A 26,114-nucleotide genomic window follows, 5' to 3' on the forward strand; every position below is an offset into this window, starting at 1 on the left:
AGAGATATTACCCGTTATATAGATATTCGCTCCGCTTCTATGATGGCCTCAACCTCATGCGAGGAAGAGGATTGCCATCATGACCTGCTTGACCCCCATCAGCTATAAACCCTTTAGTCACCTGGCCCGCCCACGGGAAGTGATCCGCCAGTTCACCCCGAACTGGTTTGCCGCGACCATGGGCACCGGCGTGCTGGCGCTGGCTCTCGCGCAATTGCCGGTGGCACTGCCGGGCATGCTCGCCGTAGCCGAGGGGCTGTGGATGTTTACCATCGGCCTGTTCATCCTGTTCAGCGCCCTGTATGCCGCACGCTGGGTGATGTTTTTCCACGAGGCGCGACGGATTTTCGCGCACTCCACGGTCTCAATGTTTTTCGGCACCATTCCCATGGGCCTGGCGACCCTGCTCAATGGTTTGCTGCTGTTTGGCCTGCCACGCTGGGGCAACGCTGTGATCCCCCTGGTCGAAGCCCTGTGGTGGTTGGATGTGGCGATGGCGTTGGCCTGCGGCGTGTTGATTCCGTTCATGATGTTCACCCGCCAGGAGCACAGCATCGACCAGATGACCGCAGTGTGGCTGCTCCCGGTGGTGGCCGCCGAAGTCGCCGCCGCCAGCGGCGGCCTGCTGGCGCCACACCTGGCGGATGCCCACGGGCAACTGGTGATGCTGGTGACCAGCTACGTACTCTGGGCGTTCTCCCTGCCGGTGGCCTTCAGCATCCTGACCATCCTGATGCTGCGCATGGCCCTGCACAAACTGCCCCACGCCAACATGGCGGCCTCGAGCTGGCTGGCGCTGGGGCCCATCGGCACCGGTGCCCTGGGCATGTTGCTGCTCGGCGGCGATGCGCCCGCGATCTTTGCCGCCAATGGCCTGGCGGGTGTCGGCGAGATGGCCAACGGGCTCGGCCTGGTGGCGGGCATCACCCTGTGGGGGTTCGGCTTATGGTGGATGTTGCTGGCGGTGTTGATCACCCTGCGTTACCTGCGCGCCGGTATTCCGTTCAACCTCGGCTGGTGGGGCTTTACCTTCCCGCTGGGGGTTTACGCGCTGGCCACGCTCAAGCTTGCAAGCCTGCTGCACCTGGAGTTCTTCAGCGTATTGGGCAGTGGGCTGGTGGTGGCCCTGGCGCTGATGTGGCTGATCGTGGCCACGCGCACGGTGCAGGGTGCCTATAAAGGCGAGCTTTTTGTTTCACCTTGCATTGCAGGGCTAGCGAATAAGTAAGCCGGATTAGGTAAAGTCGTGGCCTGATCAATAACAGGCCACGCAGGAACACGGACGATGAGCCACCCCTCACAATTCACCTTGCTGCGCACGCGGCGTTTCCTGCCGTTTTTCATCACCCAGCTCCTGGGTGCCTTCAACGACAACATCTTCAAGCAATCGCTGATCCTGGCGATTCTCTACAAGCTCACCCTCGACGGTGACCGTTCCATCTGGGTCAACCTGTGCGCCTTGCTGTTCATCCTGCCGTTCTTCCTGTTCTCGGCGCTGGCCGGGCAATTTGGCGAGAAATTCAACAAGGACGCGTTGATCCGCGCGATCAAGCTCGGTGAGATCGTGATCATGGCGGTGGGGGCCACCGGCTTTCTGTTCGATCACTTGGAATTGATGCTGCTGGCGCTGTTCGCCATGGGCACCCACTCGGCGCTGTTCGGCCCGGTAAAGTACTCGATCATGCCCCAGGCGCTGCACGACGATGAGCTGGTCGGCGGCAACGGCCTGGTGGAAATGGGCACGTTCCTGGCGATCCTCGCCGGCACCATCGGCGCGGGCATCATGATGTCTTCCACCCATTACGCGCCGGTGGTGGCCGTGGCGATTGTCGGCGTGGCGCTGCTGGGGTACCTCGCCAGCCGCAGCATTCCACGGGCGGCGGCTTCTACGCCGCAATTGCACCTGGACTGGAACATCTTCACCCAGTCCTGGGCCACGCTGCGCATGGGCCTGGGACAGACCCCGGCGGTGTCGCGCTCGATCGTCGGCAATTCATGGTTCTGGTTCGTCGGCGCGATCTACCTGACGCAGATTCCGGCCTACGCCAAGGAATGGTTGTATGGCGACGAAACCGTGGTCACCCTGATCCTTACCGTGTTCTCGGTGGGGATCGCCCTTGGTTCGATGCTCTGCGAAAAGCTTTCCGGGCGTAAGGTGGAAATAGGCCTGGTACCGTTTGGCTCATTCGGCCTGACGGTGTTTGGCCTGCTGCTGTGGTGGCATTCCGGCGGCTTCGTGCAGAATATCCAGCCCAACGACTGGCTTGCGGTGCTTGGCTACGGGCAAGCCTGGTGGGTGTTGTTCGATATCCTCGGCCTGGGCGTGTTTGGTGGCTTTTACATCGTGCCGCTGTACGCGCTGATCCAGTCGCGCACCGCCGAGAACCAGCGTGCGCGCGTGATCGCGGCCAACAACATCCTCAATGCGCTGTTCATGGTGGTCTCGGCGATTGTGTCGATCCTGCTGCTGAGCGTGGCCAAGCTGTCGATCCCCGAGTTGTTCCTGGTGGTGTCGCTGCTCAACATCGCGGTCAATACCTACATCTTCAGGATCGTGCCCGAGTTCACCATGCGCTTCATGATCTGGCTGCTCAGCCATTCCATGTACCGCGTCGAGCACCGCAACCTGGAGCAGATTCCGGATGAAGGTGCGGCCTTGCTCGTTTGCAACCATGTGTCGTTTGTCGATGCGCTGCTGATTGGCGGCGCAGTGCGTCGGCCGATTCGGTTTGTCATGTACTACAAGATCTACCGCTTGCCGGTGCTTAACTTCATCTTCCGCACCGCCGGGGCGATTCCGATTGCGGGGCGTCACGAAGACATCCAGATCTACGAAAAGGCCTTTACGAGGATCGCCGAATACTTGAAGGACGGTGAGCTGGTGTGCATCTTCCCGGAAGGCAAGTTGACCGGCGATGGCGAGATGAATGAGTTTCGCGGCGGCGTGACGCGGATTCTGGAAGAGACGCCGGTGCCGGTGATTCCGATGGCATTGCAGGGGTTGTGGGGGAGTTTTTTCAGTCGCGATCCGAACAAGGGGTTGTTCCATCGGATCTGGTCGCGGGTGGTGTTGGTGGCGGGGGCGCCGATATCGACTGAGGCAGCCACGCCTGTGCAATTACAGGCGGCGGTCGGTGCTCTGCGTGGGGGTGTCAGGTAGGTTTGCGCTGGATGTGGCGGCCTCATCGGGGCATAGGTATCTACACAACTTTGTAGCAGCCAACAGTAACCACGATGCGAAGCGAGCCGCTCTTGATCTTGCTCTTGATCTTAAGCGCCCCGTTAAACCACGCTGGCCGGAATTCGACAGTGATTTGGGGGGTAAACCGGCAGGGATGCCGGTTTAGCCGCCCCGCGCCATGGATGGCGCGTGGCGGCGGCCCCCCAAATCACTGTCGGATTACGGGCACACCGAGCCTAAGCGAGGTGCCGAGTGGTGGGGCAAGAGCGTTTTGCTTACTTTTGCGCTTTTCAAAAGTGAGACGCCGTAAGGGCGGAACCCATAGCAGCCGTTACCGCAGCAACGGATATGTACTCGCCCTGATCCAGCATCCTGGTCGGCTGTCAGGCCGCCATCGGGAGCAAGCCCCCTCCCACATTGGAACGCATTTCAAATGTGGGAGGGGGCTTGCCCCCGATGGCGGTAGTGGCCTAGGTGGAGATCTTGAGGCCAATAAGCCCGCAGATGATCAACGCCACGCTGGCCAACCGAAACAGCGCCATGGATTCCCCAAACAGGATAATCCCGGCGATCACCGTGCCCACGGCACCCACCCCGGTCCATACGGCGTAGGCGGTGCCCAGCGGCAGCTCCTTCACTGCCATCCCCAGCAGGCCAAGGCTGATGGCCATGGCGGCAATGGTCAGTGCGGTGGGCAGGGGCTTGCTGAAACCGTCGGTGTACTTCAGGCCGACAGCCCAGCCGACTTCGAACAACCCGGCAAAAAACAGGATGATCCAGGACATGATGACCTCGCTTCTTCAGGCGGGGTCGTCCCCGGATTCAACGCTCGTTGGCGTCGCGGGGTCGTCCCCGCGAAGCGCTTAGAGTGCCGAACATGCACCCCACGATCAAGTTTGCGGGGTGTTCTCCAGCGCGCGGCGGTCTTCCTTTTCGCTCATGCGGCGAAAATAGGTCGAGAGCAACGCCCCGGAAATATTGTGCCAGACGCTGAACAGCGCACTGGGCACCGCCGCCAGCGGCGAGAAGTGCGCGCTCGCCAGCGCGGCGCCGAGCCCGGAGTTCTGCATGCCCACTTCCAGCGCCAGTGACTTGCGTTGGGCCAGGGGCAATTTGAACAGCCGTCCGGTGAAGTAACCGAGCAAATAGCCGAAGCTGTTGTGCAGCATCACCACGGCCATGATCAACAGGCCCGACTCGGCAATTTTCGCCTGGCTGGCGGCAACCACCGCGGCGACGATGATCACGATGCTGACCACCGAGACCAGCGGCAGCACGTCGACCGCATGCCGTACCCGACTCCCCAGCAGCCGCTGCGCGACCACCCCGAGCACGATAGGCAGCAGAACCACCTGCAGGATCGACCAGAACAATTCCATGAACGACACCGGCAGCCAGGCCGAGGCCAGCAGCCAGATCAGTGCCGGCGTGAGCAGCGGGGCGAGGAGGGTGGTGACGGCGGCGATGGCCACCGACAGCGCCAGGTCGCCACGGGCCAGCCAGGTCATCACGTTGGATGAAGTGCCGCTTGGGCAGCAGCCTACCAGAATCACCCCGACGGCGATTTCCGGCGGCAGGTGAAAGACCTGGCACAACAGCCACGCCACGCCTGGCATGATCACAAAATGCGCGACCACGCCGAGGGCGACGCGCCAGGGATGGCGGGCCACCTCAGCGAAGTCTTCAAGTTTCAAGGTCAGGCCCATGCCGAACATCACCAGGCCCAGCAACGGCACGATGGCGCTCTTCAGGCCGATGAACCACGCGGGTTCCAGGAAGGCGAGCACCGCGAAAATCAGCACCCAGTAGGCGAAGGTATTGCCGACGAAGCGGCTCAGGGCGGCGAGTGCGCGCATGGGGTAGTCCTTGTTATAGAAATTTGTAAATGCGGTCGAATGTGGGAGGGGGCTTGCTCCCGATGACGATGGTTCAGTCAAAGATACTTTGGCTGACACTCTGCCATCGGGAGCAAGCCCCCTCCCACATTTTGCGCTTCACTCGGCTTAGATGCCCTGTGGCGTCTCTTCACCGCCCAGTGCTTCGATCAGCGCTGGCAGGAACTCGCCAAAGGTCAGCATCATCAGGGTAAAGCTGGCATCCAGCTGGCCCAGGGCTTCGTCGCCGCCGTCCTGTTCGGCCTGGTCTTGCAGCAGGTCTTCGAACTTCAGGCGCTTGACGGTCATTTTGTCGTCGAGCATGAAGGACAGCTTGTCCTGCCAGGCCAGGGACAATTGGGTCACGACTTTGCCGGTGGTCAGGTGCAACTGGATTTCTTCGCCGGTCAGGTCCTGGCGCTTGCAGCGCACGATGCCGCCATCTTCGTGGGTGTCGCGCAGTTCGCATTCGTCGAGCACGAAGAAGTCGTCGGCGGGTTTCTGGGTGGTGACCCAATCGGTCATGATCGCCGTCGGTGCGGTTTTCACGGTCAGTGGGCGAACGGGCAGGGTGCCGATCACTTCGCGCAAGGTGGAGAGCAGGTCTTCGGCGCGTTTCGGGCTGGCCGAGTTCACCAGGATCAGGCCCTGTTTCGGCGCGATGGCGGCGAAGGTCGACGAGCGACGAATAAAGGCGCGCGGCAGGAAGGCCTGAATGATTTCATCCTTGATCTGGTCGCGTTCCTTTTTATAGACCTTGCGCATCTGCTCGGCCTCGATCTCCTCGACCTTCTCTTTAACCGCATCGCGCACCACGCTGCCCGGCAGGATGCGTTCTTCCTTGCGTGCGGCGATCAGCAGGAAGTCGCCGCTGACGTGCACCAGGGGCGCGTCTTCACCTTTACCGAAAGGCGCGACAAAACCGTAAGTCGTCAACTCCTGGCTTGCGCACGGGCGCGCCAGTTTGGTGGCCATGGCCGCTTCCAACGCCTCGGCATCAACGGGCAGATCTTGGGTCAGGCGATAGATAAGCAGGTTCTTGAACCACATGGGGTGAGTCTCTCCTCTATACAAAGGGGGGCATTATTCTCTTGATCACGCCCCAGGCCAACCCTGCGTAAGCCATTGGAAGGGCTGAAAAAAAAGATTTAAGAAAGTGCTTGCCAGACCTGGGGTCGCTCCGTAGAATGCGCGCCACACCGAAACGAAGGGTGATTAGCTCAGCTGGGAGAGCATCTGCCTTACAAGCAGAGGGTCGGCGGTTCGATCCCGTCATCACCCACCATTCGCTTCATGTGTTACGCGCAGCGGTAGTTCAGTCGGTTAGAATACCGGCCTGTCACGCCGGGGGTCGCGGGTTCGAGTCCCGTCCGCTGCGCCATATTCGGTTACCTGGAACGCTGAACGCCAGGTCACCACAAGAAGCCCGCTCATTGAGCGGGCTTTTTATTGTGCGAAATATGGCAAAAAGTCGTGCGGTAAACTTTTTTTAAATAAACTGCATTTAAATCAAGACATTACGATTTTTTGATGTATGATGCGCCCACACCGAAACGAAGGGTGATTAGCTCAGCTGGGAGAGCATCTGCCTTACAAGCAGAGGGTCGGCGGTTCGATCCCGTCATCACCCACCATTCGCTTCAAGTGTTACGCGCAGCGGTAGTTCAGTCGGTTAGAATACCGGCCTGTCACGCCGGGGGTCGCGGGTTCGAGTCCCGTCCGCTGCGCCATATTCGGTAACCTGGAACGCTGAACGCCAGGTCGCCACAAGAAGCCCGCTCATTGAGCGGGCTTTTTTTCGTCTGCACAATTTCGCTGCAATTGCATCCCCAACCACGGTTTTAATAAGACAGTTAAGCTGTGTCGTTAGAACAACGGGAGGGGCGTCATGCAGCACCTGGATCACTTATCCTTGCATTTGTTCATTCTGGTCTGTGAAGAGGGCACGATTGCACGCGCCAGCGAGCGGGCATTCATTGCGCCGTCGGCGGTCAGTAAACGTATTTCCGATATTGAGGCGCGGTTTGGTACGCCGCTGCTCAACCGCAGCAAGCGCGGGGTCGAACCGACGCCGGCGGGGTTGGCGCTACTTCGGCACGCTCGGTCCCTGACGCGGGCCATGGAGCGGCTCGATAGCGAGCTTAGCGAATACGCTGAAGGCGCCCGAGGACATGTGCGGGTATTGGCAAACATCTCATCAATCATGGAGTTCCTGCCCGAGGAACTGTCGGACTTCATGATCGAGCACCCAAGAATCCAGGCAGACATCGAAGAGCGTTTCAGTCCCGACGTGGTGCGCGGGGTAGCCGAAGGCAATGCCGATTTAGGTATTTGCCGACGATCAATGGCCGTGGGCGATCTGGAATTTCTGCCCTATCGTCGGGATCACCTGGCGGTCGTCGTAGGGGCGCAGCATGCCCTGGCCGGTCGTACCCATATTGCGTTCGCAGAGACCCTGGCCTTTGATCACTTGGGGCTGTCGGCTTTCGCCACGTTGAATAACTTCATGCGCAGTGAAGCGACGAAGGAGGGCCATGAGCTGCGGTTTCGCTCCTATGTGTCGTCATTTGACGCAGCTTTTCGGCTGGTGCAATTCGGCTTGGGACTTGCCGTATTCCCCCTGGAAGCAGTGGAGCGGTATGCGCGGTTGTTTGACTTGCGGATTATCCCTCTGACCGACGATTGGGCATTGGGTGAGTTTGTTATCTGTGTCCGTGACCGGGATGCACTTTCGCTGTCGGCCCGGCGATTGCTGGACCATCTGCTTTTGCGCGCGACATCGCTTACGTCCCGCACCTGACTGTATCCGTCGCCGTTGGCGATGGATCACCGCGTAAATGACGTCTTTTTGCTGACTCCCTGGCTCTCTAATCTGAAGGTGCGCTTCAGCCTGTGAGAGCTTTTTTCATGACAACAATAACAATCAACGAAGTCGGCATGCGTGATGGTTTGCAAAGCCTTCAAGCCACTATGCCGACATCCGCCAAACGACAATGGATTGATGCCGCCTATGCCGCAGGTGTGCGGTACATGGAGGTCGCGTCCTTTGTTCCCGCCAAACTGTTGCCGCAGATGGCCGATGCCAAAGAAGTCGTCGCCCATGCCTTGAGTTTTCCGGATCTGGTTGTCACGGTCCTGGCGCCTAACCTGCGCGGCTGTCGCGACGCGCTGGAATCCGGCGCGCACCGAATCATTGCGCCCGTGTCCGTCAGCGCAGCTCATAGCCTGGCCAATGTGCGCCGTACTCCGTTGGAAATGGTCGAAGAGCTGGCGCGAATGTGCCAGCTGCGGACTGAATCCGGCTTGCATAACGTTCAAGTGATCGCCGGAATGTCCGTGGCCTTCGGCTGTACCCGCCAAGGTGATGTGCCATTGAGCGATCTCTGCGCGTTGACCGGGCATGTGTTGCAAGCCGGCTGCGATCTTGTGTCCCTGGGAGACACCACGGGCTACGCCAATCCCGGCCAGGTGGCGACCACCTTGCAGGCGGTTCGCGCCATCGCGGGTGACAAGCTCAGGGCCGCGCACTTCCACGACACTCGAGGCCTGGCGCTTGCCAATAGCCTGGTCGCCGTTCAGCAAGGTATCACCGAGCTCGACTCGTCACTGGCCGGGTTGGGTGGTTGTCCGTTTGCACCGGGTGCATCCGGCAATACGGTCACAGAAGACTTGGTGTTCATGCTGCAGAGCATGGGCTACGAGACGGGCATCGACCTGGCAGCCCTGATCGCTTCCCGACATGTGCTCAGCGAAGCACTGCCGCACGAGACGCTCTACGGCTGCATTGCACGAGCTGGCCTGCCACTCAATTACCCATCAGCCGCCGGTCGCGTCTGAACCTGCCCGATCAAGGAGAACCCTAATGTCCAGGCTTCCATTGGACGGCATTCGTGTCGTCGAAATTTCTCACATGGTGATGGGCCCGACCTGCGGAATGATCCTGGGTGACCTCGGTGCCGAGGTGATCAAGATTGAACCGATCCGTGGCGACGGTACACGCCGTCTGCTAGGCGCCGGTGCCGGTTTTTTTCGCACGTTCAACCGCAACAAACAGTGCATCGCCATCGACGTCAATACTCAACAAGGACGAGATGCGGTACTGGAGCTGATCGATACCGCTGACGTATTCATCGAGAATTTCAAGCCCGGGCGCATGAGCGAGCTCGGCTTCGGTTACGCGGCGATTCGAGTGCGTAACCCGCGCATTATCTACGCCTCGCACAAAGGCTTTCTCAACGGCCCCTACGACAATCGCCTGGCCCTGGATGAAGTTGTGCAAATGATGGCAGGCCTGGCCTATATGACCGGCCCGGTAGGCAGGCCTCTGCGTGCCGGCAGTTCGGTGAACGACATCATGGGCGGCATGTTCGGTGCTATCGGTGTGCTTGCTGCGCTCAACGATCGTCATGTCACCGGCGTCGGTCGTGAGGTGCAAAGCGCGCTTTACGAAAACTGCGTATTGCTCGCTGCTCAGCATATGCAGCAATACGCCGTGACCGGCCAGGCGGCTGCACCGATGCCAAACCGTATCAGTGCATGGGCCATTTACGATGTATTCGAGTTTGCCAATGGGGAGCAGATGTTCGTCGCCGCCACGGGTGAAGGTCAGTGGACCGCCCTGTGTCAATTGCTCGGCCAGACCGCGTTGCTGGGCGACCAGACCCTTGCTACCAACAATGATCGCGTGCTGCAGCGGCCACGTCTGCTGGCTCACTTGGCTGAAGTCTTTGCCAGCATGGACGCTCAAGCGCTGGCCCTGGAACTTGAGGCAAACAGTATTCCGTTTGCTCCGATTCGACGGCCCGAGGAATTGTTCGAGGATCCTCATCTGCTGCACAGCGGTGGCCTGGCAAATCTTGAACTTGAAGACGGATCGTTCACCGCCATGCCACTGCTGCCGTTGTCCCTGGATGGCGAGCGACTGCAACCCCGTCGATCTATCCCACGCATCGGCGAGCACACCCACAACGTCATGCGTGAACTGGGCTACAGCGACGAACACATTGCCGAGCTGTGTGCCGCCGGTGTCCTGAAAACCGACGCTCAGCCTTGAGGAAGAACTGCCATGGCTATTTATCAATACGACACCCTTATTCCTGTCATTCACGCCGAAACTTTCATCGCGCAAGACGCTACCGTCATCGGCAATGTCACGCTGGCGCAGGGCGTCAGTGTCTGGCCGCAGGCTGTTCTGCGGGGTGACAACGAGCCGATTCACATCGGTCAGCACAGCAATGTGCAGGAGGGGGCGGTGCTGCATGCCGATCCGGGATTTGCGCTGACGGTGGGCGAGGGCGTCACTATCGGCCACCAGGCCATGTTGCACGGTTGCACTGTCGGCGACGGAGCGCTGATCGGGATTCAGGCTGTTGTGCTCAATGGCGCGGTCATCGGCAGGAATTGCCTGGTCGGCGCCGGGGCGGTTGTCACCGAAGGCAAGGTGTTCCCGGACAACTCACTTATTCTCGGCGCACCTGCCAAAGTCGTGCGCGAACTGACACCTGAAGCAATTGCCGGCATGCATCGAAATGCCGCTGACTATGTCGTCAAAGGTCAGGCTTACAAGGCCAAACTCATTCTGATCGGCTGAACCCATTGAGCAGGGTTCCTCAAGAGCCTTGCCTCTCTCCAATAATTACAACAATGGAGAAACATCATGGTTGCCATGACTGGCGAGATCGCGCTTGCGCGCAACGCAGAAACAATCAATGAACTGCTGCTCTACCGGCGTGTGGCCTGGCGAATCATGCCGCTGGCCATTATCTGTTTTCTCTTTTCCTATTTTGACCGGATCAACATCAGCTTCGCCAAGACCCAGATGCAGCAAGAATTGGGTTTGTCCGACGCGGCGTACGGCCTGGCCGCGAGCATGTTCTTTTTCGGCTACGTACTATTTGAAGTCCCCAGCAGCCTGGGGCTCAAGCGCTATGGCGCGCCTGCCTGGATCTGCCGGATCATGATCTCCTGGGGGCTGGCAACGGCGGCGTTAATGTTCGCCTACACGCAATACACCCTGTACTTCCTGCGTTTTCTGATTGGCGTCATGGAAGCCGGTTTTGGCCCGGCGATCCTGTTTTACCTGGCGTGCTGGTTTCCCAAGAAGCACCTGGCGAAGATGAATGGTCTCTGGTTCCTCGCTGTCCCTTTGGCAGGCGCGGTCGGGGGCCAGCGGCGGGAATCCTGTTGGGCACGATGGACGGCGTGTTCGGTCTGGCTGGCTGGCACTGGCTGTTCCTGATGTCCGGACTGCCCTGTGTGGTGCTCGGCCTGCTAGTGCTGTGGAAGCTGGACCGAGACATCGAATCGGCCAAATGGTTAAGCCGTAGCGAGAAGGATCTGCTGGCGGCGAACCTGGCGCATGACAAAGTCAACGATAAGCCGGTATTGGGGTCCTTGTGGCGTGTGTTGCTGACCCGGGAAGTCGCGATCATGGCGTTCATCTACTTTGTGATCAAGACAGCTTCTTATGGCCTCAACTTCTGGATGCCGCACCTGATCAAGTCGTCCGGTGTACAGAGTCTATTCTGGATAGGGATGCTTTCGGCGCTGCCTTACATCGTGGCCTGTATCGGCATGATATGGCTGACCCGGCGTTCCGATCGTACGGGTGAGCGCAAGACTTACCTTGTTCTGTGCCTGTTGGCGGCAGCCGTCGGCTATCTGTTGGCTTGCCTGTTCTCGGATTCATCCTGGGCCATGATGGCAGCGCTCGTACTCGCTACTGCGGGTACCTTTATTGCGATCCCGATTTTCTGGACCATCCCGCAATCGACCTTTTCGGGACTGGCGATCGCCACGGGGACTGCGGCGATCAACTCCATCGGTCAACTGAGCGGTATGGTTGCCCCGGTGATGGTGGGGAAAATCAACGATCTGTCCGGCTCTACCTACATGGGCATGCTCTCCATCGCACCGCTGATTCTGGTCGCTGGTTTTGTGGTCCTGCGCTACGTCAAGAATCCCGGGGCCTGACCCCGTTATGCAATCCTGCAGGGACAATCCGCTGAATCCGCCCGGCAGGCTTTGTGTTTCAGCCGATCGCCTGGGTCACCAGCGCAAACTCGGTGACCCCGGCCTTTGATTGGGGCGCCATCCCCCGCACCATCCGTGGCGCGTTATCCACGCACGGCAACCCGAGGTTCTCCAGCCAGTCGCCCAACCCGCATGCGGTGGGAATATCCAAACGCACGAACGCACCCGGGATCAACCGAAGAAGGTGAGTGATCAAGTGTCGGGCCTGCTCCGGGTGTTGCGCGACGACGGGGCCAATGAGGTGGCCGCGACCAAATTGGCGCAGCAGGGCGCACCCTTGCAGGTGCCCCTCTACCTCGATGCCCACCACGTGCTCGGCCGTCGGCAGCAGGTCGTTGAGTACACCGGTGCGGTCCAGGCCGCTGGCGGCATTGGCCAGTTCGATTACCTTGGGGTAGTCGGCCCGGTTCAGTACGCGACACTGCGCGTGGCGGGTCTCGGGTAGGGGCTCCGGCGTCTGCGGCACGCCCTGATGTTGCTGAATCCGTGCAAATTCAACGAATCCCATGCTGGCGTACAGCGGCGCGCCTGACTCGGTGGCATTGAGGATCGGCGTGCGCGGGCCCACGCTGTCCAGGCACAGATTCATCAAGCGACGCCCGATGCCTTTGCGCTGGTGCTGATGACTGACAATCACCAGGCCGATGGACGAATAGGCCCCCTGATGGCAGGCGAATGCGATGCCTGCCAAGACACCGTCCTGTTCGGCGACGAAGCCTTCGGATGTGCGCTGCACCATCGCCCAGTCTTCCTCGCGGTGCGGCCATTTGAGGTGCACGGACAGTGCATGGGCGGCGGGCATGTCGGCGGCGGTTGCCGGGCGATACAGGTAAGCGCAATTCACATCGGTTTCCTCTGCTGGCATGCAGGCTCCGAGCCTACGGTGCGTTGCGGCTGTGGCGATAATCGCTGACGGCCTCGTACACCGCCTTGCGCAGGCGGTTGATGCCGCCGATGGGGCGGTGTTCTTCCACACCGAACCAGGGGTTGAATGACTGGTTGTCACAGGCAAGATTCAGCGCGGGCGTGTCGAAGTCCTGCGCGGGAATCCGCACCTTGGCCACGGTTTCAAAAGGTGCGTCGCTTTCCTTCCATTCGATGCTGGTGTCTTCAATGGGCATGAATGTCTGCGGGTTCTGTCGCTGGATCTGCAACACGAAGCACGCGGGTACGCGGTCGGCGGAGAGCTGCTGGTTCAGGGCGCTGCGCAGGAAGTTCGGCAGGTCCAGGTTCTGTTTGGGCAATGTATATTCCGGACAGCTTTGCGGGTCGGGGGCGACGCGGAACTTGGCGTTGGCCGCACCGAACTTGTAAGGCGAAACCGAAAAGTAGGTGGTCTGCGTCGGGCTGGCCGGGGCGGGGGCGAGGGTTGCCAGGGCGATGAACAGGTGGCGTATCTGCCAGGTGCGTGGGTCGGCCTTGGGGAAGAACGCCAGCACTTTCTTGCCATCCGCCTGGGCCCCGATGTTCTGCGCGTACTCCGCCACATCGCTGACAAAGAAGTTCGGGTGGCTGAACATCACGAAGTCCTGTTCCGTGCGCGCTTGCTGGTCGGCCATCAGCTGTTTGCCCGGTACATCCAGCAGCTTGAGGGCCATGCCGCGGGCATCGCGGATGCTGTCGAATTGCGGGTACGCGTTGCCGTTGGACAAGCGCATCGTCGCCTGCCAGGTCTTGCTCGGCTCGCCGAATACACCCTGGCGCAAGGCCGGGTCGAGGTCGGCCAGCACGCTGACTTCGGCTTTCACACAGCCGTGGGCCTTGGCGTGGGCATCGCGCAGGTAGCGCGTGCCTTCGCGGTGCTGGTCGACGATGCGTACCGCCGTCTGAATGATGCCCTGGGTCATGGCGGCCTCGCCGGGCGGAATCTGCTCATTTGGCGACACCGGGCCGCTGTGTTGCCAGGCGTACCAGGCGCTGGCGCCGAGCCAACCGAGCAGGCCAAGACCCACCAGCCACAGCAAGGTTTTACCGAGAAACCCGCCGAGACGCAGCCAGAGGCGGGCGAGCAGGGAAGGTCGGTCATAGCGGGATCGAGTCATCATGGCAGTTGTTGCTCCAGCGGGCCGCCCAGCACTTTGAGGTATTCCAGCAGCGCCCAGCGTTCCTGCGGCAGCAAGCCACGGCCGATGACGCCGTTGCCACGCTGGCCGGCACGGAATTCGTGGCCGCTGTTGTGGTTGCCGGTAATCTTGGTGTCGAACAGGAAGGCGTTCTTGAAGGCAGTGGTTTCAAAGCCCAGGTGACGCGGGTCGTAGTTGAACGTGCCTTTATAGAAGGTGCTGCTGCGTTCATCCTGGGGTGAAAGCAACTGGTAAATCGTCGGCACGGAACCGTTGTGCAGGAACGGCGGGGTGGCCCACACGCCCGCTAACGGCCGAGTTTTGTAAGCACGTAATTCCCTGACCCCGATGGGCAGGCCAAACCCATCCAGGCCGGGGCGTTCGGCGGGAGTCACGCCTGCGGCGCGGTAGGCGTGTTCTTCAACGAACGCGGTGACATATGCCAGGCCCTGGGCCACGGACATTCGTTTCGGGTCCAGTGGCGTGGTTGGCGCGGGGTGCAGCTGCACATTGAGCGTGGCCAGTTCCGCTGGATCCCATTGCAGGGCGCTGAGGTCGTAGCGCTGGTCGGCAATGTTGTTGGCGGTGTTGGGGTCGGTGCCGATGTAGTCCACCGCCAGCATCTTCAATTGTTGCACCGGACGACCTTTGTCCGCGATGACGCTGGGCACGTGGCAACCGGCGCAGTTTTCCGCGAACAGTGCGCGGCCTCGAGCGGCGAGCGGTTTGTCGATGGCGCCGAACAGCTCTTGCGGCCAGGTGGGCGGCTTGAGGCGCTGCAAGGTTTCTTCGATCAGGTTCAGATCACGCACGCGTACGCTGGACGGGTAGCGCGCGTCGCCCTGCAAAGGCTGGCCGGCAGCGTCGAAGAAGTCCAGGGTCGCGCCCACGCCGAGGGCTTCACCGATATTGCGTGCCATGGGTTGCTGGGCCGAACCGTTCCATTGCACCCAGTCGAAGGTCCAGATATCCCACAGCTGCGGGTAGTCCACCGGGGCATTGGCGATGCGGTAGTTCTGCGGCGAAATGGCATCGCCGAAGCTGGCATTGGCGATGCGGCCGAAGGCGTCGGTGCGCCCCGGCCCTTCTTCGGTGGGGTAGAGGCCACGGTGGGTATCGTTCCAGGCGACCTTAATGAATTTGTCCAACGACTGTTTGAAGTCCCGGCGCAGTTGGCTGTGCTCGGCTTCGTAGCGGTCGCCCAGGACCTGGCGGGCGAAGCGCTCGAACTTCCACGGGTTGTAATAAGTTGCCGCAAGGCTGGCGACCAGGGCTTGGCCGAAGCTGCCGCCGCGCAAGGTCGGCACGCTTGACGGCAGCACATGCTGGGCTGAGCCGCCGTCGATGCGCAGGGCCTGGCCCTTGAAGTGCAACTCACCGGTGTGGCAGGCGGCGCAGGTGATATCCAGGTATTCAACGTCGCTGCCGGCATTTTTATGCCGGGCGAAACCTACAGGCAGGTTGCCGGGGTTTTGCGTGGTGGGCACTTGCTTGGGGTCGACCAGGAAACCGAAACGGGCCAGGTACTCAGGCGTGGCAAAACGGCGCTCGGAAAACGGCAGCTCCAGGGCGCTGAACCAGTCGTAGTGCAGACCTTTGACCTGGGTGCCCTGGGGTGTGAAGTAATAGGTCTGGCGGTCGGCGGCGCTCCATTGATCCTGGTAGTGCACCTGCTCCACGGGCACGTAATCCGGCAGCTTGGGGTTGACGATGTAGTAGAGCACCACGGCCAGAATCAGGCCCAGGGCGATGAGGATCACGAGGAAAACACGGGAAAAAATGCGCAAGTTAACTATCCTTGTCGAGTTATCACGTTGTTATGCCACTACGCCAAGGGTGCGGCAAGTGGCCATGAGCCTGGTAGTGGCCGTCCCACGATCCGTCGCGGGCCTTCATCATGGATGAAATGCTTTTAAACACGTGAACTTATCAGACGTTTCCTGCTCACATGCCGGTAGCCATTGGTCGTGGCCGCCTGATAAGCTCGCGACTTTATTCGAATGCCCTTTTGGCGCATGAACAAGGAAATAGCATGAAACAGCATCGGTTGGCGGCGGCGGTGGCCCTGGTTAGCCTGGTACTTGCGGGTTGTGATTCGCAGACCAGCGTAGAGCTGAAAACCCCGGCGCAAAAAGCTTCCTACGGCATCGGCCTGAACATGGGCAAAAGCCTTGCCCAGGAAGGCATGGATGACCTGGACTCCAAAGCGGTAGCCCAAGGCATTGAAGATGCGGTCGGCAAGAAAGAGCAGAAGCTCAAGGACGACGAACTGGTTGAGGCCTTTGCCGCGCTGCAAAAGCGCGCTGAAGAACGCATGACCAAAATGAGCGAAGAGTCGGCGGCCGCCGGCAAGAAATTCCTCGAAGACAACGCCAAGAAAGACGGCGTCGTCACCACCGCTTCCGGTCTGCAGTACAAGATCGTCAAGAAAGCCGACGGCGCCCAGCCCAAGCCGACCGACGTGGTGACTGTTCACTACACCGGCAAGCTCACCAACGGCACCACCTTTGACAGCTCCGTAGACCGTGGCAGCCCGATTGACCTGCCGGTCAGCGGTGTGATCCCAGGTTGGGTCGAAGGCCTGCAACTGATGCACGTAGGCGAGAAGGTCGAGCTGTACATCCCGTCCGACCTGGCTTACGGCGCCCAGAGCCCGAGCCCGACGATTCCAGCCAACTCCGTGCTGGTATTCGACCTGGAGCTGCTGGCCATCAAGGACCCAGCCAAGGCTGACGCCGCTGCCGCACCTGCTGCACCTGCCGCCAAGAAGTAATCGGCACTTGAACAGACAACGCCCCGTTTCGACGGGGCGTTGTCGTTTATGGGGTCTAGGCGCTGCAAACCCCCGGCAAATCCAAACGAACGTCCGCAACTTGAAGCAGTCTGATATAAAACTCGAGCACGGGTAGCCGCACACGCCTGCCAAGTCAATGAAATCTTGGGTTTTTTTGATGTGCGCAAAAAACGCCCGATCTGACTGCAAGCCTTGTAGTCCGTGGCTTTCAGCCATGAAAAAAGGCTCTGTTCACAAGGTTATCCACAATTTGTGTGGATAACCTTTCTGTCGTATGGAACTGGAGTGACCCATGAAACCACCCTTCAATTTCACCCGCTTCCTGCCCATGGCCGCACGTCTGCTCGGGCGTGGCCGTTTGCCAACGCTGCTGTTCGCGGTCGCTGCGAAGGGCTCAAGCCAGGGCAATCGCCTGGGCCAGCTCAAGGATGATCTCAAGTTGCTCCAGGCCCTGTGCCTGGCTTACTGGCGCGGTGAGTATCGGGCGATCAGCCCCAAGGCGTTGATCTCGGTGGTGGCGGGGCTGATGTACTTCCTCAGTCCGATTGACGCGATCCCGGACTTTATCCCCATGTTCGGCATGCTCGATGACATCGCCGTGCTGGCATGGGTCATGAAGACCCTGAGCGGCGAGCTGAGCGCGTTTCGTGCCTGGCGTGACGCGCAGCGCCCGGAAAAGCTGGCCGTGGTCGAGCGCCTGCCCGCCACGCCCGAGCTGCTCGCCCGGGAAAATCCGCAGAAAAACTAATGCTATTGACTATCCCCTGCGACCTCTGTGGCTGTTAGGATTACACTTCTAAGGAAAGAACTTACTTAGTAAGTGTTTTTATCCTACGGGGCAGTCATGGATATCCAGATCATTTCACGCAATGGCGAACCCGAATATGCGGTGTTGCCATGGGACCAGTACCAGGCGCTGCTAAAAGCGGCCGGTCAGCAACCCCCCACATTCGCTTCCTCCCCTGCCGCACCCACTGTCACCGACCAGGACCTGCGCCCGCTCGCAGCCCTGCGTGGGCTGCGTGAAGCCAAGGGCCTGGCCATCGAAACCCTGGCGCGCACGGTGGGTATCAGCCCCTCGTACCTGGGTTTGATTGAAAAGGGTGAACGCCAGCCGGATGCCGCCATTCGCCGCAGCCTGGCCTGGGAATTGGGCGTTGCAGGTTGGAGGGAAGAATCGTGAGCCTACGTATCAGCCGTCAACATTGGGATGGGTTACTCAACGAACTGGACCAGGCACGCCGCCAGCGCCATCTGCTGACCTACCGTGCGCTGCTCGAGCGCTTGCAGTTCCCGACGCCGGCGATGCAGACCCTGGCCGCCGCCCTGGAGCACCTGGCGGCGCTGGATGCCAAGGCCGAGCAGCCGCTGCGCAGCTCGCTGGTGATCAGCCAGGGCGCCAGCCGCTTGCCGCGTACGGGGTTCTTTGAGTGTGTGGAGCGCCTGGGACGTTTCAGCGGGCCCTCCGACGGTGTGGCCGCCGCCTCCTGGCACGCTTCGGAGGTGGTGCGGGTGTTCGAGTACGAGTACCCGGAATCCGCCGAAGCCTAAGCGGGCAGCAGGTCCAGGCTGTCGATCACATGGATGCTGTAGCCGGCCACTGCTTTGGCATGGTGCTTGGCCTGCGACGCCAGTTCCGCCAACTGGCTGGCATCGAGTTGCGCACAGGCCTGTGGATACAAATGCACCACGCCAATCGACAGTGAAAGCAACGCGAACTCCTGGCGTACGCCCTGGCGGTTGAGTGCGACGAAGCAGCCGGCGTCGAGGTGCTCGGCGCGGTAGAAGCGCCGGCATTGGGTGTGAAAGTCATCCAGCAGTTGATTGAGGCGTTTGCGCCAGTCCTGTGGGCCCAGCACCAGTAAAAAATCATCGCCACCGATATGCCCGACAAAGTCGCGGCTGGGGTCGACCCGGTCGTTCAGGCACTGCGCCAGGCACAACAGCACCTCATCCCCGCGCCCATAACCGTAGATATCGTTGAATGGCTTGAAGCTGTCGATATCCACGTAGCAGATCACCGATTCACGCTGCTGCTGCAACAGACGCGTCAAGCACTGCTGGATCGGCACGTTGCCCGGTAGCAGGGTGAGCGGGTTGGCGTAACGCGCCTGCTGGATTTTCAGCTCGGTGATCAGCTTGAGCACATCGATGACCCGGCCCAGCCCCAGATAATCACCGTTCAAGGTAATGATGAAATCTTCTTCAATGCGTTGCCGCGCGCGGCTGGTCAGCAGGCGGCTGACCTGCTGCAGGGACTGGCTCAACTCCACGGCCAGGAAGTCGTCGCTCATCAGGCGGCTGATCGGCTTGCGGGCGAACAGGTCGGTAGCGAAGGGTTTGAGCAGCGCGTCCGACAGCGAGTGTCGATGCACAATGCCGACCGGGTGGCCGCGGCTATCGAGCACCGCCAGTGAGTTGAGATTGGCCTGGCGGCGGAATGATTCGAGCACCTGGGCGGTTGCGGTGTTTTGGTCCACCGCCGGCTGTTCATTGAGCAGGGCGCTCAGGTCACTGCCTTCTTCACTGAGGGCGATATTGGCGTTATCCGGCTTGGGCAGCATCAAGCGTGCTTCTTGCGGCGGCTGTTCCTGGGGCCGGCAAAGCAGGTAGCCCTGGACCAGATCGACGCCCATGTCGGTCAACACCGCCAACTCTTCCGGCAGTTCGATCCCTTCGGCGATCACTTGGGCGCGGGACGCCTTGGCGATCTGCATGATCGAGCCGACGAATTCGCGCTTGAGGGCGTCCTGGTGAATGCCGTCGATAAAGTGTCGGTCGATCTTCACATAATCCGGGCGCAGCTCCGACCACAACCGCAGGCTGGAGTAACCGGCGCCCAGGTCATCCAGAGCGATGGCAAAGCCCATGTCGCGATAATGATGCAACGCGGTCTGCAACAGCTGGAAATCATCGGTGGGGGTCTGTTCGGTGAGTTCGATCACCACCTGGCTGGGGGCAATCCCGAAGTCGCGCAGCAGCTGCAACGTACGTCCCGGTTGGTGCGCCGTCTCCATCAGGGATTCCGGCGAGATATTGAGAAACAGCTTGCCCGGCAGCTTTTGTTCGCTGAAGCGTCGGCAGGCGCTCGCACGGCAAGCCATTTCCAGTTCGCTCAGGCGCCCTGCATGGCTGGCGATGGAGAACAGCGCGACGGGGGAGTGCAACGGGCTGTTGGACGGGCCCCGACTGAGGGCCTCATAGCCGAGAACGCGCCGTTCAGACAAGCAGATGATGGGTTGGAACAGGCTGTGCAAACTGCCTTGAGCCAGGATAGAGCCCAGTGCATCCAGCTGTTCGGTCATGGTCATGGCGATCTCGAGCGAAAAAAAAGGACCGCAGGCGTGAAGCCTGCGGTCCTTTATTTCACGACAGAATGATGTCTATATGATGACACTCCGAGGAGCGATCACATTAAATTGCCATCATTTACTGCTTGGCCACCTGCTTGGTGATTTTCAAGTAGTCCAGCAGGATGCGACCGGTCTCGGCCAGATAGGCGTCGTCTTCCGGCTTGGTTTTATCTGCCTCGGTAGGCAGCGCATCTTCATCTTCTTTCTTCAGCTCTTTGAGCGGCTCTTCGCCCTTGGCCTTGCGGCGCACGTTTTCCAGGACAAGCTGTTGATTTTCAATGTCGGCGTGCTGCTTGCGACGATCCGCCTCGTTGAGGCTGACGGTTTTCTCTTCCATCAACTTCTTGGCCAGGGCCAGCTTGTCGCGGATGAAGACGAACTCGGCATCCTTGGCGGAGCGCGTGTCGTGGTCAGCTTTGAGCTGGGTCAGGAACGGTTTGAACGGGTCCGACGCCGGCTTGATCGCAGGACGTATGGTGTCCCACGGCATGGCTTCGGGCAGGGCGCTCTCGCCGATTTCCTTGGTGTCGATGATCGACGGGAAGTCGATGTCCGGCAGTACGCCCTGATGCTGGGTGCTCTGCCCGGAAACCCGGTAAAACTTGGCCAGCGTCAGTTTGAGCTCGCCATGGTTCAGCGGCTGGATGGTCTGCACGGTGCCTTTGCCGAAGGTCTGGCCACCGATGATCAACGCGCGGTGGTAGTCCTGCATGGCGCCGGCGAAAATCTCCGAAGCCGAGGCCGAGAGACGGTTGACCAGCAATGCCATCGGCCCTTTGTAGAAGGCGCCCGGGTTCTCGTCTTCCAGTACGTCGACACGGCCGTCAGCGTTGCGCACCAACACGGTCGGGCCCTTGTCGATGAACAGGCTGGTCAGCTCGGTGGCTTCCTGCAGGGAACCGCCGCCGTTGTTGCGCAGGTCGATGACCACGCCGTCGACTTTTTCCTTCTGCAGTTCCGTGAGGATTTTCTTCACGTCGCGGGTGGTGGACTTGTAGTCCGGGTCACCGGCGCGGAAGGCCTTGAAGTCCAGGTAGAAGGCCGGGATTTCAATCACACCCAGCTTGTAGTCCTTGCCATCCTGCTTGAGGCTGAGGACTTTCTTCTGCACGGCCTGGTCTTCGAGTTTCACCGCTTCACGGGTGATCGACACGATCTTGCTGGTCTGGTCGTTCGGTGCATTGGTGTGCGGAATCACTTCCAGGCGCACCACGCTGCCTTTGGGCCCGCGGATCAGCTTGACCACTTCGTCCAGGCGCCAGCCGACCACATCGACCATCTCTTTGTCGGCCTGGGCCACACCGATGATCTTGTCGGCCGGGGCGACCTGCTTGGTCTTGTCCGCCGGACCCGCCGGTACCAGGCGCACGATCTTGACCTGGTCATTGTCGCTTTGCAGGACGGCACCGATGCCTTCCAGGGACAGACTCATGTTGATATCAAAATTTTCCGCGTTATCTGGCGACAGATAATTGGTGTGTGGGTCGTAGGACATCGCGAAAGTGTTGATGTAAGCCTGGAAGATGTCTTCGGCACGGGTCTGGTCCAGGCGCGCCAGTTGATTCTTGTAGCGCTTGGTCAACAGTTCCTGGATGGCCTTGGGCTCTTTGCCAGCGATCTTCAGGCGCAGCACCTCGTCCTTGACGCGCTTGCGCCACAGGTCGTCGAGTGCGGCGGTGCTGGTCAGCCAAGGGGCGTCCTTGCGATCCACCAGAAGGGTTTCCTTCTCGGTGAAATCGAGCTTGTCGATGCCTTTGTTCAGCTCACCCAAGGCGAAGTCCAGGCGCGCTTTGACGCGGTCCAGGTAACGCTTGTAGATGGTGAAACCAGGCTGCAGGTCGCCGCTCTTGAGGAAATCGTCGAACTGGGTCTTCCATTTGTCGAACTCAGTGATATCACTGGCCAGGAAGTAGCTGCGCGACGGATCCAGCAGCTTGAGGTAGCTGTCGTAGATGATCACCGAGCGCGCGTCGTCCAGCGGCGGCTTGCTGTAGTGATGGCGCTTGAGCAACTCGACGACGTTAAGGCTGGCAATCACCTCATCGCGATCAGGCTGAAGGTTGTCCCAGCTATTGGCTGCGAACGTATTGGTCGACATCGACGCGAAGCCGAGACCAATGAAAAGAGCGAGGGCGGTGCTGGGGAACAGATGCTTCATGCTGATTCGACGCGGGGGCAATTGATAACGCATATTAGGCCGTCTTTGAGGGAGCCGGTTCCATATGGTCCGGTCGCATAATGCAAAAAGCCCGGCGCTACTGCTACGGGCTCAGTCCGGACTCACTATGGAGGCACTGTGAAAGCATTGCAAGGCGTTGAGGGTGATGTCGAGCGGTGGAATAGCTCGCTCCTACGTGCGATGTAGGCCAAGTTCGCATTTGTGAGGTGGTAGCGAACTCTCATCGCGCTGAATTTCAGAGTGGGAGGGGGCTTGCTCCCGATGGCGGTGTGTCAGTGAAGAATGTTTCATCTGATACACCGCCATCGGGAGCAAGCCCCCTCCCACATGGGATCCCGGTTGGTTCAGACCCAGTGGTGGATCGGCCAGCCGGCGTTTTCTGCGTGTTCGCGCAGTACCGGGTCCGGGTTGACCACCTGCGGATGGTCTACCTTGAGCAATAACGGCAGGTCATTGCGCGAATCCGAATAGAAATACGCGCCCTCCAGGTTTTCACCTTCCTGCTCCAACCATGCCAGCAGCCGTGTGATCTTGCCTTCGCGGTAAGTCAGTACGCCTACCGTACCGCCGCTGTACACGCCATGGCTGACATCCAGCTCGATGCCGAGCACTTCGTCGATACCGATGCGCGCCGCAATCGGTGTGACCAGGTGTGTACCCGAGGCGGAAATCACCAGGATCCGGTCGCCATTGGCGCGGTGCCGGGCGATGGTCTTGGTCGCGTCGCTGTAGATCAGCGGCTCGATCACGTCCTCGACCCAGGGTTCCACCAAGTGTTCGATTTCTTCCGGGGTGCGGCCAATCATCGGCTCCAGGCTGAAATCCATGAAATCTTCCATGCGCAGCTCGCCCCGGCTGTAGGCCGCCATCAGTTCGTCGTTCCTGCGCATGAAGGATTCCGGGTCGACCCAGCCCAGGCGGCCCATCTGTGCGCTCCATAACGTGGCGCAGTCGCCGTGGATCAGGGTGTCGTCCAGATCAAAAATTACCAATGCCATCCGTCTGCTCTCTCAGTCAATCGTCGCCCGTCAGGCTACTTCACACAGGGCGCTGGGGTCGATGGAAAGTGCCAGGCGCTGGCCGTCCGGATGCAGATCATCGGCGCTGCGGTTGAGCACATCCACTACCAACTCCACGCCACGCGCTTCGATACGGTAGCGAATCACGTTGCCCAACAGGCTGTGGCTGCGCACCAGCGCATCGAGTTCGCCGCTGCGGCTCAGTTCGATGGCTTCGGGGCGGATCGCGATGCGCCCGCTGATTGGACGTTGCAGCAGTTGGCTGGCCTTGTCGGCATCCAATAGGTTGTAGTTGCCGATAAAACCGGCGGCGAAGACATCCACCGGCGCGGTGTAGAGGGTCTCGGCATCGCCGCTCTGCACGATCTTGCCCTGGTTCATCAGGAAGATGCGGTCCGACATGGTCAGGGCTTCTTCCTGGTCGTGGGTGACGAAGATGGTGGTCAGCCCCAATTCGCGCTGGATCTGGCGGATCTGCTCGCGCAGGTGTTTGCGAATCCGGGCATCCAGCGCCGACAGCGGTTCATCCAGCAGCAACAGGCGCGGGCGGGTCACCAGGGAACGGGCGAGGGCGACGCGCTGGCATTGGCCGCCGGACATCTGATGCGGGTAGCGGCCGGCGAGGTCTTTGAGTTCCACCAATTGCAGGACGTCCTGCACCCGCTTGTGGCTGTCATCGGCGTTGACCTTCTGCATGCGCAGGCCGAAGGCAACGTTCTGCTCCACGGTCATGTTGGGGAACAGCGCATAGCTCTGGAACACCATGCCGATGTGGCGTTTCTGCGGGCTCAGCGGGACGATGTCCTGGCCGTCCAGCAGGATTTTCCCACTGTCCACCGGGGTCAGCCCGGCGATGCAGCGCAGCAGGGTCGACTTGCCGCAACCGGACGGCCCGAGCAGGGTGACGAACTCGCCCTTGGCGATTTCGCAGTTGATATCACTGAATACCGGCGTGCCGGCGTAGCCTTTTTGCAGGTGTTGGACGCTGACGAAGCTCATTGGCTTTTGTCCTTGTTCAAGATATTGGCGGCCCAGGTCAGCACCAGCACAAAGAAGAAGTAGGAGATCACGACGGCGCTGGTGAAGTGGCCGCTGCTGTTGCGCATGTTGTTCAGGTACACCTGCAGGGTTTCATAGCGGGTGCCGACCAGGATGTTGGCGAACACGAACTCACCGAACAGGAAGGAGAACGACAGCAGCAGCGCCACCATCAGGCCTTTGCGCAGATTGGGCAGGACCACGAAGATCGCGGCTTGCCAGGTGCTGGCGCCGAGCAGTTGCGACGCGTCCATCAAGTCGCGCAGGTTGATGGCCTGCAGGTTATTGGTGATCGCGCGGTACATGAACGGCAGCGCCACGGTGAAGTAGCAGCCAATCAGAATCCACGGCGTGCCCACCATCGCCAAGGGGCCGGAACCGTACAACTGCAGCAGGCCCACTGACGACACCACCGGTGGCACGGCGAACGGCAGCAGGATCAGGATGTTCATCAGCGCATCCAGCTTGGGGAAGTGGTAATGCACCACGAACAGCAACGGCAGGATCAACACCACCGAAAGGATCAGCGCGCCCACGCACACCAGCAACGATTGCGCGAAAGCCATCAGGAAGCGCGGGTCGCTCCATAGCTGCGTGTACCATTTCAGGCTGAAACCGGCGGGCAGGATGGTGGCCGACCAACTGCTGGAGATGGAATAGACAAAGGTGCCCACCAGCGGCAGCACCAGGATCAGGAACAGTATGTACACCACCACCCGGTGGTAGAGCGATGCCGGGCCGGCTTCAGCGCGAGACATGGTAGCTCCTCTTGAGCAGCAGTTGATGGACCACCGTAACCACGGTCATCAGCGCCACCAGCACCACGGCCAGGGCACTGGCCAGGTTCGGGTCCAGCGACACGTCGCCGGAAACCAGCCCCGCGATGCGGATCGGCAGCACGTTGAAGTTGCCGGTGGTGAGGGCGTACACCGTGGCGTAGGCACCCAGGGCGTTGGCCAGCAGAATCACGAAGGTGCCGAGCAGCGCAGGCGTCAGGACCGGCAAGCCGATATGCCGCCAGAAGTGCCAGCCATTGGCGCCGAGCAGGGCGGCCGACTCACGCCAGTCTTCGCGCAATGCATCGAAGGCCGGGTACAGCAGCAGCACGCCGAGGGGAATCTGGAAATACGTATAGAGGATGATCAAGCCGGTTTTCGAGTACAGGTTGAAGTCCTGAATGATCCCCGCCTGCTTGAGCATGATGGTGATGCTGCCATTGAACCCGAGCAGGATGATGAACGCGAAGGCCAGGGGCACGCCGGCAAAGTTGCTGGTCATGTTGGCGAAGGCGGTGACGAAGTTGCGCAGCGGCGAATCGACCCGGTGCAGGGAGTAACTGCCCAGGGTGGCGATGATGATGCCGAAGACGCTGGAGTAGAAACTGATCTCGAGGCTGAACTGGATCGCCTGCAGGTAGAACTTCGAGCTGAAGATGCGCGTGAAGTTTTCCAGGCTCCAACCGCTGTCTTCGGTTTGCAGGCTGTTGATCAGCACCCAGGCCAACGGCGCGATTTCGAACACGATAAAGAACAGCGCGAAGGGCACCAGGCACAGCAAGGCCAGCCATTTGCCGCGATTCAT

General features: G+C 60.3%; 24 protein-coding genes and 4 tRNA genes. 16 read left to right on the forward strand and 12 right to left on the reverse strand.

Annotation, left to right across the window (positions count from 1 at the left end):
- The first annotated feature begins 79 nt into the window (after positions 1-79).
- Together C4J87_RS08820 and C4J87_RS08825 are read left to right on the forward strand one after the other, a co-directional pair.
- Positions 80-1,228, forward strand: a complete 1,149-nt coding sequence (locus C4J87_RS08820; RefSeq protein WP_124366464.1) for a TDT family transporter — start codon at positions 80-82, stop codon at positions 1,226-1,228.
- Positions 1,229-1,285: 57 nt separating this feature from the next.
- Complete coding sequence (locus tag C4J87_RS08825) at positions 1,286-3,160, forward strand: MFS transporter (protein ID WP_124366465.1); 1,875 nt, start codon at positions 1,286-1,288, stop codon at positions 3,158-3,160.
- A gap of 491 nt (positions 3,161-3,651) precedes the next feature.
- Here C4J87_RS08825 and sugE read toward each other — a convergent pair whose 3' ends face one another.
- The 3 genes from sugE to rdgC all read right to left on the reverse strand — a co-directional run bounded on the left by sugE (position 3,652) and on the right by rdgC (position 6,105).
- Positions 3,652-3,966, reverse strand: a complete 315-nt coding sequence (gene sugE, locus C4J87_RS08830) for a quaternary ammonium compound efflux SMR transporter SugE (protein ID WP_124362026.1) — start codon at positions 3,964-3,966, stop codon at positions 3,652-3,654.
- 105 nt (positions 3,967-4,071) lie between these two features.
- Positions 4,072-5,037, reverse strand: coding sequence for a bile acid:sodium symporter family protein (locus C4J87_RS08835; protein ID WP_124362027.1), 966 nt, complete (start codon positions 5,035-5,037; stop codon positions 4,072-4,074).
- A gap of 147 nt (positions 5,038-5,184) precedes the next feature.
- Positions 5,185-6,105, reverse strand: coding sequence for a recombination-associated protein RdgC (gene rdgC, locus C4J87_RS08840; RefSeq protein ID WP_124357762.1), 921 nt, complete (start codon positions 6,103-6,105; stop codon positions 5,185-5,187).
- Positions 6,106-6,264: 159 nt separating this feature from the next.
- Between rdgC and C4J87_RS08845 the strand changes: the two genes are divergently transcribed.
- The 10 genes from C4J87_RS08845 to C4J87_RS26340 all read left to right on the forward strand — a co-directional run bounded on the left by C4J87_RS08845 (position 6,265) and on the right by C4J87_RS26340 (position 12,027).
- Positions 6,265-6,340, forward strand: a tRNA-Val gene (locus tag C4J87_RS08845).
- A 19-nt stretch (positions 6,341-6,359) separates the two neighbouring features.
- Positions 6,360-6,436, forward strand: a tRNA-Asp gene (locus tag C4J87_RS08850).
- Between the two features lie 177 nt (positions 6,437-6,613).
- Positions 6,614-6,689 (forward strand) — tRNA-Val (locus tag C4J87_RS08855).
- Between the two features lie 19 nt (positions 6,690-6,708).
- Positions 6,709-6,785: transfer RNA gene (locus C4J87_RS08860), tRNA-Asp, on the forward strand.
- A gap of 158 nt (positions 6,786-6,943) precedes the next feature.
- Positions 6,944-7,855 carry a LysR family transcriptional regulator gene (locus C4J87_RS08865; RefSeq protein ID WP_124366466.1) on the forward strand — a complete coding sequence of 304 codons (912 nt, stop codon included), beginning with the start codon at positions 6,944-6,946 and terminating at the stop codon, positions 7,853-7,855.
- A 107-nt stretch (positions 7,856-7,962) separates the two neighbouring features.
- Positions 7,963-8,892 carry a hydroxymethylglutaryl-CoA lyase gene (locus tag C4J87_RS08870; protein ID WP_124366467.1) on the forward strand — a complete coding sequence of 310 codons (930 nt, stop codon included), beginning with the start codon at positions 7,963-7,965 and terminating at the stop codon, positions 8,890-8,892.
- Positions 8,893-8,917: 25 nt separating this feature from the next.
- Positions 8,918-10,108 (forward strand): CaiB/BaiF CoA-transferase family protein, encoded by a 1,191-nt coding sequence (locus C4J87_RS08875; RefSeq protein WP_124366468.1) that lies wholly within the window; start codon positions 8,918-8,920, stop codon positions 10,106-10,108.
- A 12-nt stretch (positions 10,109-10,120) separates the two neighbouring features.
- Entirely contained in the window at positions 10,121-10,645 is a 525-nt protein-coding gene (locus C4J87_RS08880; protein WP_124366469.1) for a gamma carbonic anhydrase family protein, read from the forward strand.
- Between the two features lie 66 nt (positions 10,646-10,711).
- On the forward strand, positions 10,712-11,293 hold the full coding sequence (locus tag C4J87_RS26335) for an MFS transporter (protein WP_256680005.1): 582 nt from the start codon (positions 10,712-10,714) through the stop codon (positions 11,291-11,293).
- Positions 11,248-12,027, forward strand: coding sequence for an MFS transporter (locus tag C4J87_RS26340; RefSeq protein WP_256659128.1), 780 nt, complete (start codon positions 11,248-11,250; stop codon positions 12,025-12,027). Before C4J87_RS26335 ends, C4J87_RS26340 begins: the two co-directional genes overlap by 46 nt.
- A gap of 58 nt (positions 12,028-12,085) precedes the next feature.
- Here C4J87_RS26340 and C4J87_RS08890 read toward each other — a convergent pair whose 3' ends face one another.
- Genes C4J87_RS08890 through C4J87_RS08900 form a run of 3 tightly spaced genes read right to left on the reverse strand, consistent with a single transcriptional unit; the run spans position 12,086 to position 15,937 of the window.
- Entirely contained in the window at positions 12,086-12,952 is an 867-nt protein-coding gene (locus tag C4J87_RS08890; protein WP_177412790.1) for a GNAT family N-acetyltransferase, read from the reverse strand.
- A gap of 13 nt (positions 12,953-12,965) precedes the next feature.
- A complete protein-coding gene (locus C4J87_RS08895) occupies positions 12,966-14,132 on the reverse strand; it encodes a catalase family protein (protein ID WP_124366470.1) in 1,167 nt (388 codons plus the stop codon).
- On the reverse strand, positions 14,129-15,937 hold the full coding sequence (locus C4J87_RS08900) for a di-heme-cytochrome C peroxidase (RefSeq protein WP_124366471.1): 1,809 nt from the start codon (positions 15,935-15,937) through the stop codon (positions 14,129-14,131). The genes C4J87_RS08895 and C4J87_RS08900 overlap by 4 nt, the downstream gene beginning before the upstream one ends.
- A 245-nt stretch (positions 15,938-16,182) precedes the next feature.
- Between C4J87_RS08900 and C4J87_RS08905 the strand changes: the two genes are divergently transcribed.
- The 4 genes from C4J87_RS08905 (at position 16,183) to C4J87_RS08920 (ending at position 18,495) form a co-directional block, all read left to right on the forward strand.
- The gene (locus C4J87_RS08905) at positions 16,183-16,923 is read left to right on the forward strand and encodes an FKBP-type peptidyl-prolyl cis-trans isomerase (RefSeq protein ID WP_124362036.1); all 741 of its coding nucleotides are present in this window, start codon (positions 16,183-16,185) and stop codon (positions 16,921-16,923) included.
- A 313-nt stretch (positions 16,924-17,236) separates the two neighbouring features.
- Complete coding sequence (locus C4J87_RS08910) at positions 17,237-17,692, forward strand: YkvA family protein (protein WP_124362037.1); 456 nt, start codon at positions 17,237-17,239, stop codon at positions 17,690-17,692.
- 96 nt (positions 17,693-17,788) lie between these two features.
- Positions 17,789-18,127: a helix-turn-helix transcriptional regulator gene (locus C4J87_RS08915; protein WP_124366472.1), complete on the forward strand. Its 339-nt coding sequence runs from the start codon at positions 17,789-17,791 to the stop codon at positions 18,125-18,127.
- The gene (locus tag C4J87_RS08920) at positions 18,124-18,495 is read left to right on the forward strand and encodes a hypothetical protein (protein ID WP_005786715.1); all 372 of its coding nucleotides are present in this window, start codon (positions 18,124-18,126) and stop codon (positions 18,493-18,495) included. The genes C4J87_RS08915 and C4J87_RS08920 overlap by 4 nt, the downstream gene beginning before the upstream one ends.
- On the opposite strand, the gene C4J87_RS08925 is transcribed toward C4J87_RS08920, so the two are convergent.
- From C4J87_RS08925 to C4J87_RS08950, 6 genes are all read right to left on the reverse strand, one after another.
- Positions 18,492-20,255: a bifunctional diguanylate cyclase/phosphodiesterase gene (locus C4J87_RS08925; protein WP_124366473.1), complete on the reverse strand. Its 1,764-nt coding sequence runs from the start codon at positions 20,253-20,255 to the stop codon at positions 18,492-18,494. The genes C4J87_RS08920 and C4J87_RS08925 overlap by 4 nt on opposite strands.
- Positions 20,256-20,373: 118 nt before the next feature.
- On the reverse strand, positions 20,374-22,455 hold the full coding sequence (locus C4J87_RS08930) for a carboxy terminal-processing peptidase (RefSeq protein WP_177412791.1): 2,082 nt from the start codon (positions 22,453-22,455) through the stop codon (positions 20,374-20,376).
- A gap of 365 nt (positions 22,456-22,820) precedes the next feature.
- Entirely contained in the window at positions 22,821-23,474 is a 654-nt protein-coding gene (locus C4J87_RS08935; protein ID WP_124366475.1) for an HAD family phosphatase, read from the reverse strand.
- 30 nt (positions 23,475-23,504) lie between these two features.
- A complete protein-coding gene (locus C4J87_RS08940; RefSeq protein WP_124366476.1) occupies positions 23,505-24,494 on the reverse strand; it encodes an ABC transporter ATP-binding protein in 990 nt (329 codons plus the stop codon).
- On the reverse strand, positions 24,491-25,291 hold the full coding sequence (locus tag C4J87_RS08945) for an ABC transporter permease (RefSeq protein ID WP_124366477.1): 801 nt from the start codon (positions 25,289-25,291) through the stop codon (positions 24,491-24,493). Before C4J87_RS08945 ends, C4J87_RS08940 begins: the two co-directional genes overlap by 4 nt.
- Positions 25,278-26,114 (reverse strand): ABC transporter permease subunit, encoded by an 837-nt coding sequence (locus C4J87_RS08950; protein WP_164487652.1) that lies wholly within the window; start codon positions 26,112-26,114, stop codon positions 25,278-25,280. Before C4J87_RS08950 ends, C4J87_RS08945 begins: the two co-directional genes overlap by 14 nt.

It is taken from the genome of Pseudomonas sp. R1-43-08, assembly GCF_003852255.1.
In the GTDB taxonomy this organism is placed as follows: Bacteria; Pseudomonadota; Gammaproteobacteria; order Pseudomonadales; family Pseudomonadaceae; genus Aquipseudomonas.

Bases quoted from the DNA above. Each gene is read 5' to 3' on its own strand.
- C4J87_RS08940 (WP_124366476.1), bottom strand. From the start codon at position 24,494: ATGAGCTTCGTCAGCGTCCAACACCTGCAAAAAGGCTACGCCGGCACG.
- C4J87_RS08825 (WP_124366465.1), top strand. From the start codon at position 1,286: ATGAGCCACCCCTCACAATTCACCTTGCTGCGCACGCGGCGTTTCCTG.
- C4J87_RS08950 (WP_164487652.1), bottom strand. From the start codon at position 26,114: ATGAATCGCGGCAAATGGCTGGCCTTGCTGTGCCTGGTGCCCTTCGCG.
- C4J87_RS08820 (WP_124366464.1), top strand. From the start codon at position 80: ATGACCTGCTTGACCCCCATCAGCTATAAACCCTTTAGTCACCTGGCC.
- C4J87_RS08895 (WP_124366470.1), bottom strand. From the start codon at position 14,132: ATGATGACTCGATCCCGCTATGACCGACCTTCCCTGCTCGCCCGCCTC.
- C4J87_RS08905 (WP_124362036.1), top strand. From the start codon at position 16,183: ATGAAACAGCATCGGTTGGCGGCGGCGGTGGCCCTGGTTAGCCTGGTA.
- C4J87_RS08945 (WP_124366477.1), bottom strand. From the start codon at position 25,291: ATGTCTCGCGCTGAAGCCGGCCCGGCATCGCTCTACCACCGGGTGGTG.
- sugE (WP_124362026.1), bottom strand. From the start codon at position 3,966: ATGTCCTGGATCATCCTGTTTTTTGCCGGGTTGTTCGAAGTCGGCTGG.
- C4J87_RS08910 (WP_124362037.1), top strand. From the start codon at position 17,237: ATGAAACCACCCTTCAATTTCACCCGCTTCCTGCCCATGGCCGCACGT.
- C4J87_RS08875 (WP_124366468.1), top strand. From the start codon at position 8,918: ATGTCCAGGCTTCCATTGGACGGCATTCGTGTCGTCGAAATTTCTCAC.
- rdgC (WP_124357762.1), bottom strand. From the start codon at position 6,105: ATGTGGTTCAAGAACCTGCTTATCTATCGCCTGACCCAAGATCTGCCC.
- C4J87_RS26340 (WP_256659128.1), top strand. From the start codon at position 11,248: ATGGACGGCGTGTTCGGTCTGGCTGGCTGGCACTGGCTGTTCCTGATG.
- C4J87_RS08925 (WP_124366473.1), bottom strand. From the start codon at position 20,255: ATGACCATGACCGAACAGCTGGATGCACTGGGCTCTATCCTGGCTCAA.
- C4J87_RS08915 (WP_124366472.1), top strand. From the start codon at position 17,789: ATGGATATCCAGATCATTTCACGCAATGGCGAACCCGAATATGCGGTG.
- C4J87_RS08930 (WP_177412791.1), bottom strand. From the start codon at position 22,455: ATGAAGCATCTGTTCCCCAGCACCGCCCTCGCTCTTTTCATTGGTCTC.
- C4J87_RS26335 (WP_256680005.1), top strand. From the start codon at position 10,712: ATGGTTGCCATGACTGGCGAGATCGCGCTTGCGCGCAACGCAGAAACA.
- C4J87_RS08935 (WP_124366475.1), bottom strand. From the start codon at position 23,474: ATGGCATTGGTAATTTTTGATCTGGACGACACCCTGATCCACGGCGAC.
- C4J87_RS08865 (WP_124366466.1), top strand. From the start codon at position 6,944: ATGCAGCACCTGGATCACTTATCCTTGCATTTGTTCATTCTGGTCTGT.
- C4J87_RS08890 (WP_177412790.1), bottom strand. From the start codon at position 12,952: ATGCCAGCAGAGGAAACCGATGTGAATTGCGCTTACCTGTATCGCCCG.
- C4J87_RS08880 (WP_124366469.1), top strand. From the start codon at position 10,121: ATGGCTATTTATCAATACGACACCCTTATTCCTGTCATTCACGCCGAA.
- C4J87_RS08870 (WP_124366467.1), top strand. From the start codon at position 7,963: ATGACAACAATAACAATCAACGAAGTCGGCATGCGTGATGGTTTGCAA.
- C4J87_RS08835 (WP_124362027.1), bottom strand. From the start codon at position 5,037: ATGCGCGCACTCGCCGCCCTGAGCCGCTTCGTCGGCAATACCTTCGCC.